At 61.0% G+C, this 19,040-nt stretch carries 18 protein-coding genes; 8 read left to right on the forward strand and 10 right to left on the reverse strand.

The features are described 5' to 3' along the window. Nucleotides 1-152: 152 nt before the first annotated feature. From GSQ80_RS02170 to GSQ80_RS02185, 4 genes are all read right to left on the reverse strand, one after another. Nucleotides 153-467 carry an ATP synthase F0 subunit C gene (locus GSQ80_RS02170; RefSeq protein WP_158785865.1) on the reverse strand — a complete coding sequence of 105 codons (315 nt, stop codon included), beginning with the start codon at nucleotides 465-467 and terminating at the stop codon, nucleotides 153-155. A 130-nt stretch (nucleotides 468-597) separates the two neighbouring features. Further along, the gene (gene atpB, locus GSQ80_RS02175; RefSeq protein WP_158785866.1) at nucleotides 598-1,332 is read right to left on the reverse strand and encodes a F0F1 ATP synthase subunit A; all 735 of its coding nucleotides are present in this window, start codon (nucleotides 1,330-1,332) and stop codon (nucleotides 598-600) included. Between the two features lie 57 nt (nucleotides 1,333-1,389). After that, nucleotides 1,390-1,800 (reverse strand): ATP synthase subunit I, encoded by a 411-nt coding sequence (locus GSQ80_RS02180; protein WP_158785867.1) that lies wholly within the window; start codon nucleotides 1,798-1,800, stop codon nucleotides 1,390-1,392. Beyond that, nucleotides 1,800-2,045, reverse strand: coding sequence for an AtpZ/AtpI family protein (locus GSQ80_RS02185; RefSeq protein WP_158785868.1), 246 nt, complete (start codon nucleotides 2,043-2,045; stop codon nucleotides 1,800-1,802). The genes GSQ80_RS02180 and GSQ80_RS02185 overlap by 1 nt, the downstream gene beginning before the upstream one ends. A 115-nt stretch (nucleotides 2,046-2,160) precedes the next feature. Between GSQ80_RS02185 and GSQ80_RS02190 the strand changes: the two genes are divergently transcribed. Next, on the forward strand, nucleotides 2,161-3,939 hold the full coding sequence (locus GSQ80_RS02190; protein WP_158785869.1) for an amino acid--tRNA ligase-related protein: 1,779 nt from the start codon (nucleotides 2,161-2,163) through the stop codon (nucleotides 3,937-3,939). A 262-nt stretch (nucleotides 3,940-4,201) separates the two neighbouring features. After that, the gene (locus tag GSQ80_RS02195; RefSeq protein ID WP_158785870.1) at nucleotides 4,202-5,110 is read left to right on the forward strand and encodes an alpha/beta fold hydrolase; all 909 of its coding nucleotides are present in this window, start codon (nucleotides 4,202-4,204) and stop codon (nucleotides 5,108-5,110) included. Between the two features lie 139 nt (nucleotides 5,111-5,249). Here GSQ80_RS02195 and GSQ80_RS02200 read toward each other — a convergent pair whose 3' ends face one another. Further along, nucleotides 5,250-6,311, reverse strand: coding sequence for a PLP-dependent aminotransferase family protein (locus tag GSQ80_RS02200; protein ID WP_158785871.1), 1,062 nt, complete (start codon nucleotides 6,309-6,311; stop codon nucleotides 5,250-5,252). A gap of 121 nt (nucleotides 6,312-6,432) precedes the next feature. On the opposite strand from GSQ80_RS02200, the gene GSQ80_RS02205 reads away from it, so the two are divergent. From GSQ80_RS02205 to aceB, 3 genes are all read left to right on the forward strand, one after another. Continuing rightward, the gene (locus GSQ80_RS02205) at nucleotides 6,433-7,239 is read left to right on the forward strand and encodes a TIGR00282 family metallophosphoesterase (RefSeq protein ID WP_158785872.1); all 807 of its coding nucleotides are present in this window, start codon (nucleotides 6,433-6,435) and stop codon (nucleotides 7,237-7,239) included. A gap of 100 nt (nucleotides 7,240-7,339) precedes the next feature. Continuing rightward, nucleotides 7,340-7,582 (forward strand): hypothetical protein, encoded by a 243-nt coding sequence (locus tag GSQ80_RS02210; protein WP_158785873.1) that lies wholly within the window; start codon nucleotides 7,340-7,342, stop codon nucleotides 7,580-7,582. Nucleotides 7,583-7,685: 103 nt separating this feature from the next. Next, a complete protein-coding gene (gene aceB, locus GSQ80_RS02215; RefSeq protein WP_158785874.1) occupies nucleotides 7,686-9,323 on the forward strand; it encodes a malate synthase A in 1,638 nt (545 codons plus the stop codon). 112 nt (nucleotides 9,324-9,435) lie between these two features. On the opposite strand, the gene GSQ80_RS02220 is transcribed toward aceB, so the two are convergent. Together GSQ80_RS02220 and GSQ80_RS02225 are read right to left on the reverse strand one after the other, a co-directional pair. Further along, nucleotides 9,436-9,639 (reverse strand): hypothetical protein, encoded by a 204-nt coding sequence (locus tag GSQ80_RS02220; protein ID WP_158785875.1) that lies wholly within the window; start codon nucleotides 9,637-9,639, stop codon nucleotides 9,436-9,438. Between the two features lie 68 nt (nucleotides 9,640-9,707). After that, a complete protein-coding gene (locus GSQ80_RS02225; protein ID WP_158785876.1) occupies nucleotides 9,708-10,079 on the reverse strand; it encodes a hypothetical protein in 372 nt (123 codons plus the stop codon). A gap of 141 nt (nucleotides 10,080-10,220) precedes the next feature. Here GSQ80_RS02225 and GSQ80_RS02230 point away from each other — a divergent pair, with 141 nt between their 5' ends. Beyond that, nucleotides 10,221-11,261 (forward strand): Ku protein, encoded by a 1,041-nt coding sequence (locus tag GSQ80_RS02230; RefSeq protein WP_158785877.1) that lies wholly within the window; start codon nucleotides 10,221-10,223, stop codon nucleotides 11,259-11,261. Between the two features lie 9 nt (nucleotides 11,262-11,270). Then, nucleotides 11,271-14,252 carry a non-homologous end-joining DNA ligase gene (ligD, locus tag GSQ80_RS02235; protein ID WP_158785878.1) on the forward strand — a complete coding sequence of 994 codons (2,982 nt, stop codon included), beginning with the start codon at nucleotides 11,271-11,273 and terminating at the stop codon, nucleotides 14,250-14,252. Between the two features lie 24 nt (nucleotides 14,253-14,276). On the opposite strand, the gene GSQ80_RS02240 is transcribed toward ligD, so the two are convergent. Together GSQ80_RS02240 and GSQ80_RS02245 are read right to left on the reverse strand one after the other, a co-directional pair. Next, nucleotides 14,277-15,635 carry a sodium:proton antiporter gene (locus tag GSQ80_RS02240; RefSeq protein ID WP_216850086.1) on the reverse strand — a complete coding sequence of 453 codons (1,359 nt, stop codon included), beginning with the start codon at nucleotides 15,633-15,635 and terminating at the stop codon, nucleotides 14,277-14,279. A gap of 64 nt (nucleotides 15,636-15,699) precedes the next feature. Continuing rightward, on the reverse strand, nucleotides 15,700-16,128 hold the full coding sequence (locus tag GSQ80_RS02245; RefSeq protein WP_158785879.1) for an ester cyclase: 429 nt from the start codon (nucleotides 16,126-16,128) through the stop codon (nucleotides 15,700-15,702). A gap of 185 nt (nucleotides 16,129-16,313) precedes the next feature. On the opposite strand from GSQ80_RS02245, the gene GSQ80_RS02250 reads away from it, so the two are divergent. Further along, the gene (locus GSQ80_RS02250) at nucleotides 16,314-17,873 is read left to right on the forward strand and encodes a CoA-acylating methylmalonate-semialdehyde dehydrogenase (protein WP_305794639.1); all 1,560 of its coding nucleotides are present in this window, start codon (nucleotides 16,314-16,316) and stop codon (nucleotides 17,871-17,873) included. Between the two features lie 180 nt (nucleotides 17,874-18,053). Here GSQ80_RS02250 and GSQ80_RS02255 read toward each other — a convergent pair whose 3' ends face one another. After that, a complete protein-coding gene (locus GSQ80_RS02255) occupies nucleotides 18,054-18,605 on the reverse strand; it encodes a DinB family protein (protein ID WP_158785880.1) in 552 nt (183 codons plus the stop codon). Between the last annotated feature and the right edge of the window lie 435 nt (nucleotides 18,606-19,040).

Here is a 19,040-nt window from a genome sequence, read left to right on the forward strand (position 1 = left end):
ACTCAGCGAGCCGCCCCGACCACCATCGCAGCCGCATCCCCCACCACCCCGCCCCAATAGCTCTCACTCTCTACCAAAGCAAAACGGCCTCCGCAAAGCGGAGGCCGTTTCGTCTTTCCCTACTCTCTACACTCTATCCTCTATCCCCTGTACTACTTCACGTACAGGAAGATAATGACGAACGTAAACAGCGCGAGCGACTCGATAAACGCGAGTCCAAGAATCAGGAACGTAAAGATACCAGGACGAGCTCCCGGGTTACGTGCCAGCGCCTCGGTAGCCGAAGCCGTCGCCCGACCCTGACCCAGGCCGCAAAGCCCAGCCGCCAGTGCCATGCCGATGCCGGCCGCGATCGGTGTCCATGGGCTGGTCGTCTCACCAGCCGCCTGTGCAAACGCCGGCGTCGCCAAAAGCATCGCCGCCATCGCCATAAATCCATACTTCATCATGCGCAGTGCATTCACCATTACAACTCCATGCTCCCATTGATCTCGCCGCCAGTGGGTGGTTGAGGCTCACCGTGCTGGCCCCCTCACGCTGGATCGGCGGTAGTACGCACCACAGGCAGGGAGCACCCGCCCATGGGAATGTCAAAGTCTAATGCTCGTGTGCCACCGCAAGGCTAAGATAAATAGCCGCCAGCAACATAAACACATACGCCTGGATAACCGCGACGCCCAAATGCAATCCCAGGAACAGCAGTGGCACGCCAATCGGCACCAGCGAGAAGAACGCCAGCGTCAACAAATCGCCCGCGAACATATTGGCGTAGAGACGCACCGTCAGTGAAAGAATACGCGCGCAATGCGAGATGATTTCGATCGGAAGAAGCAACGGATAGAGCCACCACACCGGTCCCAGGAACTGCTTGATATACGCAAAGCCATTCGCCCGTACACCGTGATAGTGATAGTAGATAAACGTGATCAGCGCCAATCCCAGCGGCACCGCCGGGCTCGCTGTCGGCGACTCCAGCCAGGGCGAAAGCAGCCCCATCAAATTCGCCAGAAGGATGAACAGCAGGATCACCGTCAGGTAGCCCGTGAACTGCTCAAATCCGTGACCGATAATCTGTTCGGCCTGCCCCGACACAAACTCATCCGTCATCTCGGCAAGATGCTGCACCGGACCCGGATTCTCAACGCTCAGGCTCACCCGTACCGCGATGAAATACCCCAGCAGGATAAGGAACACCAGCAGCTCCATCGCCACCGAATTCGGTATCGGCGCTTCTGGAAAGCGCGGCGTGATGTGCAACAGCGCCAGCAGCTGATCGACGGGGCCAGCCAGGAAGTGATTCAAAAAACTCGTAAGAAATAATTGAGGAGGCATAGAAAAAATATCGGTCGGCTGCAGTCCCGCAACCCAAGGTTCAAGTTCAAATTCCTGCTAGACCGTCCATGCTCTGGCCATCTTGATAGCCTCGAACGTGAGCGATGCAATGCCCAATCCGAGTCCCACAGCGAGTGCAATTACGGAACCGTTTAGATACTTAAGACTAACATAGAGCACCACCAGCGACAGACCCAGCCGCACGAAGAAACCCGTCAGCACCAGCCCCATCGGGCGCCCCGCTCCTCCAGCGTCCATCCGTGCCATCACCGCACTCATCAGCCGCATCCACTCCCACAATCCTGACCCCGAAATCGCCGCCCCCACCAGCAGCAGCACCGCACTCCGCCACCCCAGCTTCCACCCCACCAGCGCCATCCCCACCAGCGTCAGGACGGCCAGCAGCCGCAGCGTCCGCACCAGCGTCGCCCGCACATCCGCGTCGGTAAATCCTTCCAGCCCCGCCACTACTCGTCCCTCTTCATCTGCTTCGACGCCGCCCGATAAATCTGCACAAACCCAGCTGTTGCCCCCAGCAGAATCCCCGTCACGCCAATCCACCCAGTATGAAAATGCTTATCCAGCGCCGCCCCACCCACTCCCCCAATCAAGCAAGCCGCCGGCAGCACCAGCGCCAGCTGAATCATCGACTCAGCCTTCACCAGGTCCCCAAGCGACCCGCCCTTCTTCCCGTCCTGTCCGTCATCCGCCATCGTGACTTTCCTGCACCTCGCGAACCACCCTCTACACTCTACCCTCTACCCTCTATCCTCTGCTCTTCTCCCTCTATACTGAAGCCTCGACATCCAACCTGAAACGAGCCGCATCGTGCCCCAGTACGACAGCCAATTCGAAGAAAACCTCTATCAGCTTCGCCGCGAAAAGCTCGACCAGATCGCCGCCCTCGCCCGCGCCGCCAACCCCTCGCTCTCGGACTACGAAGCCAAGTACCCCAACTGCTTCCTCTCCACCGCCTCTGTCCCCGAACTCCGCGCCCTCGGCGAAAATCTCTCCGCCGAAGACCTCGAGCGCATGCACATCGAAGCCGCCGTCGCCGGCCGCATCATGGCCATCCGCGTCCAGGGCAAGGCCGGCTTCGCGCAGATCCAACAGCACGGCCAGCGCCTCCAGATCTACGTACGCAAAGACGACGTGGGTGAAGATCTCTTCAACCTCTACAAGCTCCTCGACCTCGGCGACCACATCGGCGTCCGCGGCTACCTCATGCGCACCCGCACCGGCGAGCTCACCCTCCACGCCGCACCCATCAAGCTCGAGCACCACGAGTCCAAACCCGCCATTACCTTCCTCTCCAAGGCCATGCTCGCCTTGCCCGACAAGTACCACGGCCTCGAAGACATCGAGATCCGCTACCGCCAGCGCTACGCCGACCTCTTCACCAACCCCGAAGTCCGCGAAGTCTTCGTCAAGCGCGCCCACATCCTCCGCTCCGTTCGCCACTACTTCGACACCCACGGGTACCTGGAAGTCGAAACCCCCATGCTCCACACCATCGCCGGCGGAGCCACCGCGCGCACCTTCACCACCCACCACAACGCCGAAGACATGGAGCTCACCCTCCGCATCGCACCCGAGCTGCACCTCAAGCGCCTCGTCGTCGGCGGCCTCGATCGCGTCTACGAGATCAATCGCAACTTCCGCAACGAGGGCATCGACCGCACCCACAATCCCGAGTTCACCATGCTCGAGTTCTACCAGGCCTACGCCAACTACCACGACCTCATGGCCCTCACGCAAGACCTCATCATCAACGTCGCGAAGGAAGTGAACGGCACCACCATCACCCACTTCAATGGCAACGAGATTGACCTAAGCAAGTGGACCCGCCTCTCCATGCGCGAAGCCATCCTCAAGTGGTGGCCAGAAGAAGCGCACGTCCCCACCGACGGCATCTTCACCGACCTCAGCCTCGCCATGCCGGCCATCTTCAGCCTTTACATGTACTACAACAGTCCCACGCAGGATGAGGACGACGTGCTCACTTCGCAAGCTCCCGAAGAGCGAAAAGAAGCAGCCAACAAAGCGGCCGCCCTCTGGCCCGCATACAAGCAGGCCGAGCCCATCTATATGCAAGCCCTCGAAGATCCCGCAGGCACGAAGGAACTTGCCTGCGCGGCCCTCGGCAAACTAATCGCCGGCGTCTTCGAAGCCCTCGCCGAAGAGCACCTCATCCAACCCACCATCATCTACGACTTCCCCCTCGCCGTCTCGCCCCTCTCCAAGATCAAACCCGACGAACCCGACTGGGTCGAGCGCTTCGAGTTTTACATCGGCGGCTTCGAACTCGGCAACGCTTTCTCTGAGCTCAACGACCCCGACGACCAGCTCCGCCGTTTCCAGTCCCAACTAGACGACCGCAAGCGCGGCGACATCGAAGCCATGGCGGAAGTCGACTACGACTACGTCCGCGCCCTCGGCTACGGCCTCCCCCCCACCGCAGGCGAAGGCATCGGCATCGACCGCCTCACCATGATCCTCACCGGCTCCCGCACCATCCGCGACGTAATCATCTTCCCCCTCATGCGCCCCCAAAGGCCCTCCTCCGAACCCAACCCCAACCACCCCCACGGCGAATCAGCCGAGTAGCGCCACCACAACGAAGAGCACACCACAACCCTGTCATCATGAGTGAAGCGCAGCGAAGCCGAAGGACCCCGAAGGTCTTCGTCTCACCACCGCCGCCAGCACCTTTCTCACCTCTCTTCACCGGGTGCCCCATCTTCGCGACGGCCTTATCGTCGCTAAGGCGGGTCGCCAACAACATCCGTCGGAGCCGCAGAACCGGTGCCCCATTCATGATGGCCTCATCGTCATGAGTGGGCCGACGACCATCCCTATCGGAGCCCACATGAAAACCCTCCTCCTAACCCTCGCCCTAACCCTCCCCATCGCCGCGCAAACCCCCATGCCCATCATCCCTCCCACAGGCCACGTCCACACCCCTGACGTCGACCTCGCCTACTGGATCTACGGCGCCCCGCAACCAACCATCCCCATCTTCGCCGTCAACGGAGGCCCCGGCCTCTCCCACATCTACATGGTCCAGAACGACGTCTGGCAGCGCCTCTCCCAACACCGCCAGGTCATCTTCTACGACCAGCGCGGCACCGGAGCCTCGCCCCTCACCAACCCCTCCGCTCCGCAAACCATGGAAGCCCAGGTAGCCGACCTCGACGCCGTCCGCGACCACCTCCACCTCGCCAAAATCGATCTCTGCGGCGATTCCTACGGCGGCCTCCTCGTCATCGCCTACGCCGCCGCCCACCCCGAGCATGTCCACCAACTCATCATCTCCGACGGCCTCGCCTCCTACGAAAGCATCGTCCACCTCTTCCCTCAAGTCTTCCCCGACAAACTAGAAGCCCAGGCAGCAGCAACCAAAACTTCCACCGCAACACCCGAAGCCCAGGCCCAGCAAGGCCTCCGCGACCACTTCGGCATGATCTTCTACAGTCCCGAGAAGATGACCCGCTACATGGCCAACGCCCCCGACCTCGGCTTCTCTCCCGCCACCAGCGAAGCCATCGCCAAAGCCAACCCCCACGTCGACTACACCGCAGCCCTAGCAAAATTCAACTTCTCCACGCTAGTCATCAACGGCCGCTACGACATGAACGTAGCCCCGCTGACCGCCTACCGCATGTACAAAGCCATCCCCAACGCCAAGCTAGTAATCTTCGAACAAAGCGGCCACCTACCCTCTTACGAAGAACCCGAAAAATACCTCCAGGTCCTAACCGACTTCCTCAACAACTAGGTCGCATCAGCCCCGCCACGAACAGGTACCCCCAGGCTTCAGCCTCGGGTCTTACAGGCCAATTGAGACTCGGGCTTTAGCCCTACGGTATGCCTCCTATCTACACCACCTAACCCCGCACCACCACCACAAACACACTTCAACGTCCAATCACCCCTGCCACAATCCCCAAACCCTCTTCCACCCGCGACCGCTCCACCTCACCCCCCATTCCAATCCGCAATGCCCGAGGCACCTCCACCCCCGGCGCAGTAAACCCGGCAGCTCCACTCACCATCACCCCACGCTCCAAACAAACTCGCTGCGCCTCAACCGCCGTCAATCCCTCCGGCAGTGACACCCAAAGATGCCACGCGGATCGAGCACCAACCCCTACCGCCCCGCCGAAAATCTCCCGTCCCAAAGCATTCCGCCACGCGCCCTCCACCAGCTTCGCCGCGATCACACGCTCCAGCGTTCCGTCCTCAATCAGTTCTACCGCCGCCGTGTTGTGCGCCAGCGAAGTCCCAGTCGTCGTATTCCTGATCACGTTCTCCATCCCACCCACAAATCGCTCCGGGCACACCACAAACCCCGTCCTCGTCGCCGGCGCATAGCTCTTGCTCAGCCCGCGTACATAGAACGTCCGCTCCGGCGCCAGCATGGCATAGTTCGCCGCCGCATCCGGCTCCATAAACCCATAAGCATCATCCTCGATGAGGATCAGATCAAACTCTCTCGCAATCTCCACGATCGCTTTACGCCGTTCCAGCCCCGCCACAATCCCCAGCGGATTATGCACTGTCGGCATCAAAAACACACCCGAGACCTCCTCCCGCTCACACGCCTCGCGCAGCGCCTCAGGCTTCATTCCCTCGCCATCAAAGGCACAACTCACCACCTTGATCCCGAGCATCTGCCCCTGCTCCAGCATCGCGGTATACGTGATCTCCTCCACCGCGACGGCCTTTCCCCCCAGGCCCGCAACAAGCAGAGACACCAGCGTCCCATGATGTCCGCCGCACACAATCCACGCGCGCTCCGGCTCAACGCCCAGCCACTTCGCCGCACGCACGCGTAACTCCGCATCGCCGCCGCGAAACGAAGGTCGCATCAACCGTGCGTCGTCCACCGCCAACTCATCCACCGCTCGTCGCAGATATCCCTGCCACTCCGCCCCCTGCTCCGCAAACAAAGGAAAGTTCCAAACCAGATCAATCATCCCCACAGTCTAAGTCCTTCCTCCGCATCTTTCCCACAGTTTCCCTTCGCGAAACTTTGCGCTTTCTTTCGCGCCCTTTGCGTCAAGGCTTTTCCCCGCCCGTACGCGCTAAAATCCATAAGTGAACATTCTCTTCGTCGGCGACGTCTTCGGATCGCCCGGCCGCCACATCGTACGCGAGCACCTCCCCCACGTCCTCGAAACCCACGCCGTCGACCTCCTCATCATCAACGGCGAAAACTCCGCCGGCGGCTTCGGCATCACCCCCTCCATCGCCGAAGAACTCTTCGACCTAGGCGCCCACGTCATCACCACCGGCAACCACATCTGGGACAAAAAAGAGATCGTCGAATACATGACCGTCCCTGCCAACTCCCACGTCCGCGGCCGCCGCGTCCTCCGCCCCGCCAACTTCGCCCATGGCACGCCCGGCTTCGGCCTCTACGAAGGCGAGCTAGGCAACGGCACCAAGTACGCCGTCATGAATATGCAAGGCCGCGTCTTCATGGCCAGCTCCGACGACCCCTTCCGCAAAGCCGACGAGCTCCTCACCATGATCGAACGCAACACCAACGCGAAGGTCATCCTGCTCGACTTCCACGCCGAAGCCACCAGCGAAAAAGCCGCCCTCGGTTGGTATCTCGACGGCCGCGTCACCGCCGTCCTCGGCACCCACACCCACGTCCCCACCGCCGACGAGCGCCTCCTCCACCACGGCACCGCCTATCAAACCGACGTCGGCATGTCCGGCCCCTTCGACTCCATCATCGGCGTAGAAACCGAGCTAGTCCTCAAGCGTTTCCTCACAGGCATGCCCGGCAAATTCGAAGCCGCCAAAGGCAACCCAAAAATGTGCGCCACCCTGATCTCCTGCGACGGTGCCACCGGCCGAGCCCACCACATCCAGCGCATCATGCTAGGCGAATAGCACCCACCCGTCCGTTTGCCGTCGCTGGGACCGTTGCCGTTGTTGCCTTTGCTATTGTTTGTTTTCGCCGTCATCCTGAGCGAAGCGAAGGATCCCTGTATTGGCTGTTGCTGTTGCACTTGCCTTTGCAGTTGCACTTGCCTTTGCACTTGCACTTGCATTTGCATTTGCATTTGCATTTGCATTTGCATTTGCACTTGCACTTGCACTTGCCTTTGCACTTGCATTTGCCTTTGCACTTGCATTTGCCTTTGCACCTGTACTTGCATTTGCATTTCTGGCTGTCATTCCGAGCGCAGCGAGGAACCTGCTGTCTCCCGTTCTTGCCCTTGCTAGAAGCTAAAAGCTAGCAACCCCAACCGCTAGCACGATTCATCCCACCTCCAAATCCAACGCCCCCTTCTCCCGCGCGCCGTACACTTAACCACACGCCGAAAGGATCGCCCATGCCCGCTCTGACCCCCGCGACCTCCATCCAGTTCCACACAACCATCGCCGACCGCCACGTCCCTATCCTTACCCCCGAAGCCATCGACTTCCTCGTCACCCTCCACCGTGAGTTCAACCCCCGCCGCAAGCAACTGCTAGCCGCCCGCATCACCCGCCAGGCCGCCCTCGACGCCGGCACCCTCCCAAACTTCCTCCCCGAAACACTCTCAATCCGGCAAGAAAACTGGACAATCGCTCCCCTCCCAGCCGACCTCCGGGACCGCCGTGTAGAAATCACCGGCCCCGTCGACCGCAAGATGATCATCAACGCCCTCAACTCCGGCGCCCGCGTCTTCATGGCCGACTTCGAAGATTCCACCACCCCCACCTGGGAAAATCTCCTCGACGGCCAACTCAACCTCCGCGACGCAGTTCGCCGCACCATCACCTACACCGATCCCACCACGCTGAAGCACTATTCCCTCATAGAAAACCCCGCCGTCCTCTTTGTCCGCGCCCGGGGCTGGCATCTCGAAGAGCGCCACCTCCTCATCGACGGCGAACCCATGTCCGGCAGCCTCTTCGACTTCGGCCTCTACCTCTTCCACAACGCCGCCCAGCTCCTCACCCGCAACTCCGGCCCCTACTTCTATCTCCCCAAGCTCGAGTCCCACCTAGAAGCCCGCCTCTGGAACGACGTCTTCGTCCGCGCCCAGCAACTCCTCAACATCAAGCAAGGCTCCATACGCGCGACAGTCCTCATCGAAACCATCCTGGCCACCTTCGAGATGGACGAGATCCTCTACGAGCTCCGCGACCATTCAGCCGGCCTCAACTGCGGCCGCTGGGATTACATCTTCTCCTTCATCAAAAAATTCTCCGCGAGCGAAACCCTCCTCTTCCCCGACCGCTCGCAGATCACCATGACGTCGCCCTTCATGCGTGCCTACTCCCGCCTCACCATCAAGACCTGCCACCGTCGCAACGCCCCAGCCATCGGCGGCATGAGCGCCTTCATCCCCATCAAGTCCGACCCCATCGCCAACGACGCAGCCATCGCGCAAGTCCGCGCCGACAAGGAACGCGAAGCCACCGACGGACACGACGGCACCTGGGTCGCGCACCCCGGCCTGGTCCCCGTTGCCAAAGAAGTCTTCGACCGCATCATGCCGCAGCCCAACCAGATCGCGAAGCAACTGCCCGACTTCACCGCCACCCCCGCCGAGCTGCTCGCCGTCCCCACCGGCAACATCACCTACAACGGCCTCAAGCACAACATCGCCGTAGGCCTCGGCTACCTCGAAGCCTGGATGCGCGGCATCGGCTGCGTCCCTCTCTTCAACCTCATGGAAGACGCCGCCACCGCCGAAATCTCCCGCGCCCAACTCTGGCAATGGGTCCACCACCACGCCATCCTCCAGGACCCCGAACACGCCGGCCAGCGCGTAACCGCCGAGCTCTGCAACCAACTACTCGACGCCGAAGTAGCGCGCAACATCGAGAACGCACCCCCGGCCCGCGTTACAGCCTACAACCAAGCCGCCACCCTCATCCGCAACCTAATCGACGCTCCTGCCTTCGAGTCCTTCCTAACCCTCCCCGCCTACACCACCATCCTCAAAGAGGAAAAGACTCTAGGTACCCCGAGCCTTTAGGCTCGGGTCTCAAAGGCTTACACGAAGTTGGGGCTTTAGCCCCGAGGTTTGCTCACCCCACTTTGCGCCCGGCTGGTCCACTGCCCTCACACCCTGAAGCAGCTACCGTAGCTCACTGCGCGATCCACGCCCAGAACGCCACGATGGACCCCACCGTAAACACCAGCAGCGAAAACCAAAGCCACCCTCGCCTCTGATCCATGCGATCTCTCTCCCGCAATTGCTCAGAGTATCGATGCGAATCCATCAGCACGTCATCAAGCCCGTAGACCTTCGATCCGCCGCCACCAGCCATTGATTCCCTGTTCGCAACCATATCCATCTCCCACTTTCCCCGCGCGCGATCTCACCAGCGAACAGGCTAGACGCACGCGGCGCTAAAGATCATAGGACGACCGCTAAGCTGTGCAGACACACCAGCACCACAATCGCGACAAGCGCCAGAACAATCCCAGCCCCAAACCAGAATTCCAGAACACCGTCATTCTTGGACCGTGATCCGGCGGTCTGCAAAGGATGCCGCTTGCCTCGGAAATAGAATAGGTAACGAGGCGGCCCCGATCTGTCGCGCTGCTTTCCTCCCGCCCCAACTCCCGAACCTTCCTCCGAATTCTGTGTCTGCCGTCTTGTAAAGTTGCTTACAACCATTGCGTTGCCTCCGGTAGCCTTGGCCCCCACCAGCGAAGAAATGGTCAGGCCAACGCTTCCATCCTCAAAGCTATTCATCGCGGCATAAAGGTGCTGTACGTAATCCATTAAATTGTCGTTAGGGTGCAGGCTCCCGGAACCGCAGCCGGCCCGGTCTTCACCTCTCCGATTACCGCATCTCGTACATCCCAATCACAATCAGGTACACTCTCACCTTCATGGCAAACCATGCCCGCGTGAGGCTTCCCCATGGCCCGTCCCTACTGGAGCGGTAAAATCCAGATCTCGCTAGTCTCCTTCGGCGTAAAACTCTTCGTCGCCACCGAAGCCGCCAGCGACATCCACTTCCATCAGATCGACCGCCGCACCGGCGAGCGCGTCCGCCACCAGAATGTTGCCTCCAGCGCCATCGAACGCAACCCCGACGAAGCCGCCGACCCCGTCCACAAATCCGACATCGTCAAGGGCTACGAGTACTCCCATGGCCGCTACGTCACCATCGAGCCCGACGAGCTAGCCCACCTCCGCGTCCCCTCCAAGCGCACCATGGACGTCGCCCAGTTCGTCGACATCGACTCCATCGACCCCGCCTTCTTCGAGAAGCCCTACTTCGTCGTCCCCGAAGACGACACCCAGGCCGAAGCCTTTCTCACCATCCGTCAGGCGCTTATCGACACCAACAAGATTGCCCTCTCGCGCATCGCCTTCGGAGGCCGAGAGCACGTCATCGCTATCGCCCCCGCACCCGCGCACCTATCTGAAAAATCCACCAAATCCACCAAGTCCACAAAATCAAAATCCCCGAAATCCGACGCCACCGCACACCTCGGCCTCATGGCCTACACTCTTCGCTATGCAGCGGAACTCCGCGACCCTGCTGTCTATTTCGAATCCATCAAGCCTCACACCATCAACGCCGACTCGCTCGCCCTTGCCAAGGAACTCATCCAGCGCAAGACCGCAGCCTTCGATCCCACGAAGTTCACCGACGGCTACGAAGCCGCCGTCAAAGAACTCGTCGACGCCAAACTCAAGCACGCTCCCATCCCCCGCGAAGAGCCCGCACCCCGCTCCCACGGCAAGGTCATCCACCTCATGGACGCCCTCCGCAAGTCGGTCAATGATACAAAGACCTCAGACACAAAAACCTCAGCGACAAAGCGCACCGATGCCGCCGCCTCCAAGTCCGCCTCCCGCAAAGGACCCACCCTCATCAAGTCTGCGACCAAATCCACCCCGCACCGCGAAGCCAAGCCAACCCGGACATCTCCAAAGCGAAAGACCGCATAGGACTCCATCATGGCCACCAAGAAATCCGCCTCCAAGTCCGCCGCCAAGAGCACAGTGCGCAAGCGGGACCCGCACTCCACCGCGGCCTCCTCGGCCGTCGATGCGCAGCTAGAACGTTACCGCTCCATGCGCGACTTCAGCACCACCGAAGAACCCTCCGGAGCCGGAGCCAACACCAACACCTTCGCCATGCGCAAGCCCTCCACCTCGCGCGGCCTTCCTTTCGTCATCCAGAAACACGCTGCCTCTCACCTCCATTACGACTTCCGCCTCAGTTGGGGCGGCGTCCTGAAAAGCTGGGCCATCGCCAAGGGTCCCAGCTATAACCCACAGGAGCGCCGCCTCGCCATCGAAGTTGAAGACCATCCCCTCGAGTATGGTGGTTTCGAAGGCATCATCCCCCAGGGCCAGTACGGCGGCGGCACCGTCATGATCTGGGATCAGGGCAGCTGGTGGCCGCAGCTCGGCAGCGAAAACGTCGACGCCTGCCTCCGCGGCGGCCATCTCAAATTCGAAATGAACGGCTCCAAGATGAAGGGCAAGTGGGCTCTCATCCGCATGAACCACGCGGCACACGGCCCCAAAGACAAGCCCCAGTGGCTCCTCATCAAGGAGCACGACAAGTACGAGCGCGGACCCGGCGACCCGGCCATCACCGACGAGCGCCCCAACTCCTCAGTAACCGGCCGATCTATAGATCAAATTGCGCACGCCCAGGATCACGTCTGGAACTCCAACCGCAGCGATCCTCTCCAATCGGCCGCCGCCCCCAAGTCCGTCGCCAAGTCCGCCACCAAAAAATCCGCATCCGCGTCCGCCAAAAAGCCCTCGCCCCCACCCACTCCATCCATCGATCTCCGCGATCTCCCCCGCGAGCGTCAGCCCGACTTCATCTCCCCGCAGCTAGCCTTTGAAGCCGAGTCCACCCCCGACACCGACGACTGGATCCACGAGCTCAAACTCGACGGCTACCGCATCCAAGCCCGCAAGTCCGGCAACCAGGTCCAACTCCTCACCCGCAAGGGCATCGACTGGACCCACCGCATGCCCGACATCGCGAAGGGCGTCGCCAATCTCCCCGTCCGCGAATGCACCCTCGACGGCGAAGTCGTCGTCCTCTCCACCGACGGCAACTCCAGCTTCGCGCTTCTGCAAGCTTCCTTCCAGAACGCCGAAACTCATCCCCTCACCTACTTCGTCTTCGACCTCCTCCACATCGACGGCCACGATACCCGCGACTTATCCCTTCGCGAGCGCAAACAGCTCCTCGCCCCCCTCCTCCCACCCGACGACGAAACCATCCGCTTCTCCGAAGACATCCCCGGCAACGGTGAAACCGTCTTCCGCAAAGCCTGCGCCCTGCACGCCGAAGGCATCATCTCCAAGCGCGCCGACGCACCCTATCGCAGCACCCGCTCTTCCGACTGGCTCAAGTCCAAATGTCTCCACGAGCAGGAGCTCGTCATCGCCGGCTTCACTCTCTCCAGCGAAGGCCCCGACCGTGTCGGAGCCCTCCTCCTCGGCTACTACCCTCCTGTAAAGCGCGGCCCCAAAACGCCTCGCCACCTCATCTACGCCGGCCGAACCGGCACCGGCTTCACCCAGAAAGCGCGCCGCGATCTCCTCACCCAGCTCGTCAAACTCCGCGTCCCCGAGTCTGCCTTCCAGCGCATCCCCCACGATGCCACCCGCGACGTCTTCTGGGTTCGCCCCACCCTCGTCGCTCAGGTCCGCTTCGCCACCTGGACCTCCGATAACCTCGTCCGCCAGGCCGCCTTCCTCGGCCTCCGCGAAGACAAGTCCGCCACCGAAGTCGTGCGCGAATCCGCCACCGTCGCTCCCAAACCCAAGCGCTCCAACGCAAAGCAGAGCAAGGCCGCCCACGCCGCCACCAAACCCAACAAGCCCCGCACCCAAGCAGCGCATCGCCCCAAAACCCTGCAGCACTTCGCCCTGACCCCAACCAAGTCTCCCAGATCGAAGACCCCAAACCCCATGCCCCCCAAGTCCGCACCCGCAAAGCAGACCCCCACCAAATCCGTCACCGCAAAATCCATCCCCGCTAAAACCACCCCAAAAAAGTCCACGCCCCCCAGGCCAACTCTCGCAGTCCGCGAAGGACCAGCACTCACTCACCCCGACAAAATCCTAGACCCCACCTCCGGCCTCACCAAGCAGCTGCTCGCCGACTACTACGCCATCGCCGCCGAACGCATGCTTCCCTACATCGCCAACCGCCCCCTCTCGCTCGTTCGCTGCCCCCAAGGATCCGGCAAGCCCTGCTTCTTCCAGAAGCACGTCAACAACTACCTCCCGCCCGGCATCAAGACCATCGACATCCAGGACAAAACCTCCTCCGCCCCCGAGCCTTACATCACGCTCGATACCGCCGAAGCCCTCGTCTCCCTCGCCCAGATGAACGTCCTCGAGATCCACCCCTGGGGTTCCACCAACGACGACCTCGAGCACCCCGACCGCCTCATCTTCGATCTCGATCCCGACGCCGAACTCCCCTGGCTCACCGTCGCCGCCGCGGCCGCCGAAGTCCGCCAGCGCCTCAAGAATCTCGGCATCGAAAGCTTCCTCAAGCTCACCGGCGGCAAAGGCCTGCACATCGTCGCGCCCATCCAGCCCACCCTCACCTGGACCGAGCTCAAGACCGCTTCCCACAACTTCGTCCTCTCCATGGAGCGCCAAAACCCCGACCTCTATCTCACCAAGATGACCAAGTCCTCGCGCGTAGGCCGCATCTTCCTCGACTATCTCCGCAACCAGCGCGGCGCAACGGCAGTCGCCCCCTACTCCCCCCGCGCCCGCGCCGGCGCCACCATCTCGCTCCCGCTACCCTGGACAGCCCTAACCCGCGACGTCCACCCCGTCCTCTCCGTGTACGACGTAGCCGCCCACCACACCCGCCTCCGCGCCGACCCCTGGAAGGCCTTCCTAACCACCCACCAGCAACTTCACCCCAAACAATTCGCCGCCCTCTAACCTCAACCCGTAAGCGCGTGATACCTAGCAGGGGATGTCGCCCAACCGGCCCTCCATGCGGCGTAGCAGCGGCGCGATCGTCAACCCTTGCACCACCACCGAGAAGACAACCGTGATGTACGTCGCTGCCAGCAGCAGATTGCGCGCACCTGCCGGCTCCGTTGGCAGCGATAGCGCAAGCGCAACCGCCAACGCACCGCGCAACCCTCCCCACGTCAACACCGCCACGTTCCCCGTAACTCTCTGGCGGCAAACTGCGAGCGTCCGCACCACTGCCATCACGCTGGCGTACCGCGCAAGCAGCACAATCGGAATCGCGATCAATCCCGCCGTCAACAACGAGTAGCTAAGCGGAAGTACAAGCAGCTCGAGCCCAAGCAGAAGAAAGAGAACGACATTCATGATGTCGTCGATCAGTTCCCAGAAGTTTTCCAGGTGGTCTCGCGTTGTGGGCGACATAGCGAACCGCCGCGCAGTCCCGCTGACCATAAGCCCGGCCGCCACCGCCTCCAGCGGAGCCGAAAGACGAAGCATATCCGCGAGCGTATAGCCGCCCATCGCCAACGCAAGCGTCAGCATCACCTCGACCCGATAGCTGTCGACCATCCGAATCAGACGATACGTAAGATAGCCGAGCACCATTCCCATCGCGATGCCACCACCCGCCTCCACAAGCAATAAACCGCCGAAGGCAGCTGGAGATGGCAAGCCTCCATGGGCTGACCCCTTCGTAGATGCACCTAGAAGTGCCACGAAGATCACAGCACCGACCCCATCGTTAAACAACGATTCGCCCGCAAGCTGAACTTTGAGTTCTGCCGGCGCACCAACACGCTGCAGCATGTCCAACACGGCAATAGGGTCCGTAGGCGAAATCAATGCTCCAAAGAGCAACGCTTCCATCGTGCTGATTGGAATGCCAACCAGGTGCAGACAGGTCCTGAACAGAAATCCGACAATCACTGTAGAAAGAGCGGTCGCGAAAATCGACAGGCTGAGCACAGAAACGCGCTCGCGTCCAAGCTCCTTGAGGTCAAGTTGCAGAGCTCCGGCGAACAGCAGGAACGCCAGCATACCGTGCAGCACAACCTGGTTGAAATCAATTCCAGCCACGACCAACTGAGCGCTCGCCCGAAATTCGGGAACAGCATGCCCACCCACGATCAGCACGCACGCCGCCGCCAACGACAGCAACATCGTACCGACGCTGCTTGGCAACCGAAGTACTCGATAACTGAGAAAGCTGAACAGCGCCCCGAGTGTCACCAAAGCACTGAGCAGCGCGAACGAAGGCATCATGTCGGCTACCTCCACAATAGACGATGAGCGTCCGACGTTCTCCACCACCCTCGCCCGATCACATAAGCCCTCGGAAGTCGGCATTGCAACCGTAATCAGAAGCCTGCGCTTGCGAATCGATCGCCGTTGCAATGAGCGTTTCAGAGGATTACGCCGGAGGCGGTGGAGGAGGCAGGACACCGAGTTGCGCCATCAGGCCTAGACCATCCATGAGGATACGAGTGTCCTTGATGCGGCCATCCTCCAGACGGTCAAATACAATTCCCCAGACGCGCACACGCCGCCCGGTTGCGGGAATGCCGAGAAATGTACCGTCGTGAGTGCCGGTCCATTCGAAACGACTGGCGACTTTGTCATTCTCCGTAATTTGCTCCTGAATGGAAAAAACGATATCCGGAAAACCTGCGCGCATGGCGCGGATGATGTCTTTCAGACCGTCAAGTCCGGGACCCTGCCCAGGCAGTGGAACCTGTTCAACCACATCTTCCCAGACATATTCTGCCGCCGCCTCGATGTTTCCCCGTGTGATCACTTCGTCCACAAAGCTGCGGACGATCGTGGCATTGTCTTGCGCCATTAACTTCTCCTTTGGATACTGAACCCAGAATTATATCGATGCCATCGAGCCAGAAGGCTAGCCGCCCTCCTTTTCTCCTCATGACAATCGACCCGGCGCGTATTGAAAATCCGCCTTCCCTTCAGAAGCAACAGTCTGTCCTCCAATTTGTTAACATGATTCTTTCCTCCTCGAAGGAGCGACCCATGTCCGCAATCGCAACGCCTCCCACCTCCACCACCCCCGCCATCACCGAGCTCAACCACTGGATCAACGGCGTCCCCACGCCCAGCACCTCAAACCGTTTCGCCGACGTCTACCACCCAGCCACAGGCCGCATCCAATCCCGCGTCCCCCTCGCCACTGCCACCGAAGTCGACGCCGCTGTAGCCGCCGCCGCAGCAGCCTTCCCCGACTGGTCCGCCCAGCCACCCCTCCGCCGCGCCCGCGTCCTCTTCCGCTTCCGCGAAATCTTCGAGCGCCGCCTCGACGAAGTCGCCGCCCTCATCAACCGCGAGCACGGCAAAGTCTTCTCCGACGCCCGCGGCGAAGCCACCCGGGGTCTCGAAAACATCGAGTTCGCCACCGGCATCCCTCACCTCCTCAAAGGCGAGCTCACCGAACAAGTAGGTGCTGGCGTCGACAGCTATTCCATGCGCCAACCCCTCGGCGTAGTAGCCGGCATCACCCCCTTTAACTTCCCCGCCATGGTCCCGATGTGGATGTTCCCCATCGCCCTCGCCTGCGGCAACACCTTCGTCCTCAAACCCTCAGAGCGCGACCCCAGCTCCTCCAACCTCCTCGCCGAAATGCTCAAGGAAGCCGGCCTCCCCGACGGCGTCTTCAACGTAGTCCACGGCGACAAGGTCGCAGTCGACGCCATCCTCAACCACCCCACCATCCAGGCCGTAAGCTTCGTAGGCTCCACGCCCATCGCCGAATATGTCTACCGCACCGCCACCGCCACCGGCAAACGCGTGCAAGCTCTAGGCGGAGCCAAGAACCACATGATCGTCATGCCCGACGCCGACCTAGATCAAGCAGCCGACGCACTAGTAGGTGCCGCCTACGGTTCAGCCGGCGAGCGCTGCATGGCGATCAGCGTGGCCGTAACGGTAGGCGCCCACACCGCCGACGCCCTCATCAACAAACTAGAATCCCGCATCGCCGATCTACGCATAGGCGACGGCGCAGCAGACGCACCTAACGGCGAGTCAGACCTCGGCCCCCTCATCACCCGCGCCCACCTAGACAAAGTCACCAGCTACATAGCTCTAGGCGAAGAAGAAGGCGCAGAGCTAGTAGTAGACGGCCGCAAGATAACTGACAACGAACAACTGAGAACTGAGAACGGCTTTTTCTTAGGCGCGACCCTCTTCGACCACGTCAAGCCCACCATGCGCATCTACAAGGAAGAAATCTTCGGACCCGTCCTGGGCGTAGTCCGCGCCAACAACTTCGAGACCGCGCTCCAACTCATCAACGACCACGAGTTCGGCAACGGCACCAGCATCTTCACCCGCGACGGCGACACCGCCCGCGACTTCGCCCGCCGCGTCCAGGCCGGCATGGTCGGCATCAACGTCCCCATCCCCGTCCCCATGGCCTTCCACAGCTTCGGCGGATGGAAGCGTTCCCTCTTCGGCGACCACGCCATCTACGGTCCCGAAGGCGTCCGCTTCTACACCCGCTTAAAAACCGTCACCGCCCGCTGGCCCACCGGCATCCGCTCCGGCGTAGACACAACCATGCCCACCCTCGGCTAACTCTTCGCCTAGCACGTGCACTTGCTGTGCTGTTGCTGTCGCTGTTGCTCTTGCTGTTGCTGTTGCTCTTGCTTTTCTGGCTGTCATTCCGAGCGCAGCGAGGAACCTGCTTCTCGCGCGTAGCGCGCCCGTTCTTCCCCGCCACCAATACCGACATCCGTTGCAGATAGAAGCGATCGTCTACTTCTCCGCTGTAGGAGGCACCAGCCCCTTCAGCCGCAGATACGTCGACAGTTCCGCATACTGTTCATTGTCATGCGACACGTTCCCCCACGCCAACCCAATGCGAGAACGCTTCACCGGTCCCAACGTCAGGGTCTCCGTGATTGTCGCATCCGTCAGAGCACCATAAGCCGTATCGCAAGCAGCGAACGAAGCCTTCAGCCCGGCAAGCACTGTTGCCTTATCCGCCGTATCACTCGGCACCGACTTCGGATCGACCGTCGTCCCATTCAGCGCCGAGCACACATGAAACTGCGCCTCGGTCACGTGATTCACAATCCGCGCAAACGTCCGTATATCAGCCGTCGGCTTGTACTGATAGTCCGCCTCCGGCATCTTCTCCGCCGCCTTCAAAACATTCGGCTTCAACCGGTTATACGCAGCCTGCACTTCAGCCGCAGGTCCAACCGGCCCAGCAGGTGCAGGAGCCGCAGCAGGTGCCTGCGCCACGCACACCGCGCACGAAACCATAAAAACGAACGCCGCAAACGTAATTCCAACACGCGTCATATCTCTCCTCATCTTTCCGAACCCTCTGCTGCGTAAGCTTACCCGCAAACTTCAGCGACAGGCAATCCTCGCCGCTCAACAATCACCGCTCCACCCACTCCGCCACAAAAAAAGAAAAGTGCGACCCATTCACGGTCACACTCTCGCACATTCGCTCTAACGATCACGTCGAATGAATAAATTCGCAAATTCTATGGAGCCGACGAACGGACTTGAACCGTTGACCTGCTGATTACGAAACGGCCCCGCCCTGTGTAAGTTATTGTGTAGTAAGGCTCGTTGGAGGAGATTTCCGGGTATTGCTGGGCGTTTCTGGCCCTATTTGTACACCACTTGTACACCACCATTGAGGAGTTGATTGTTGCTCATCACCTCGCAGAGCGGGTCGTCCGGAGCCCGACCAAGAGACCTGCGTGCGTCAGCACGCAAGACCTC

This window comes from Granulicella sp. L46 (genome assembly GCF_009765785.1).
Classification (GTDB): domain Bacteria; phylum Acidobacteriota; class Terriglobia; order Terriglobales; family Acidobacteriaceae; genus Granulicella.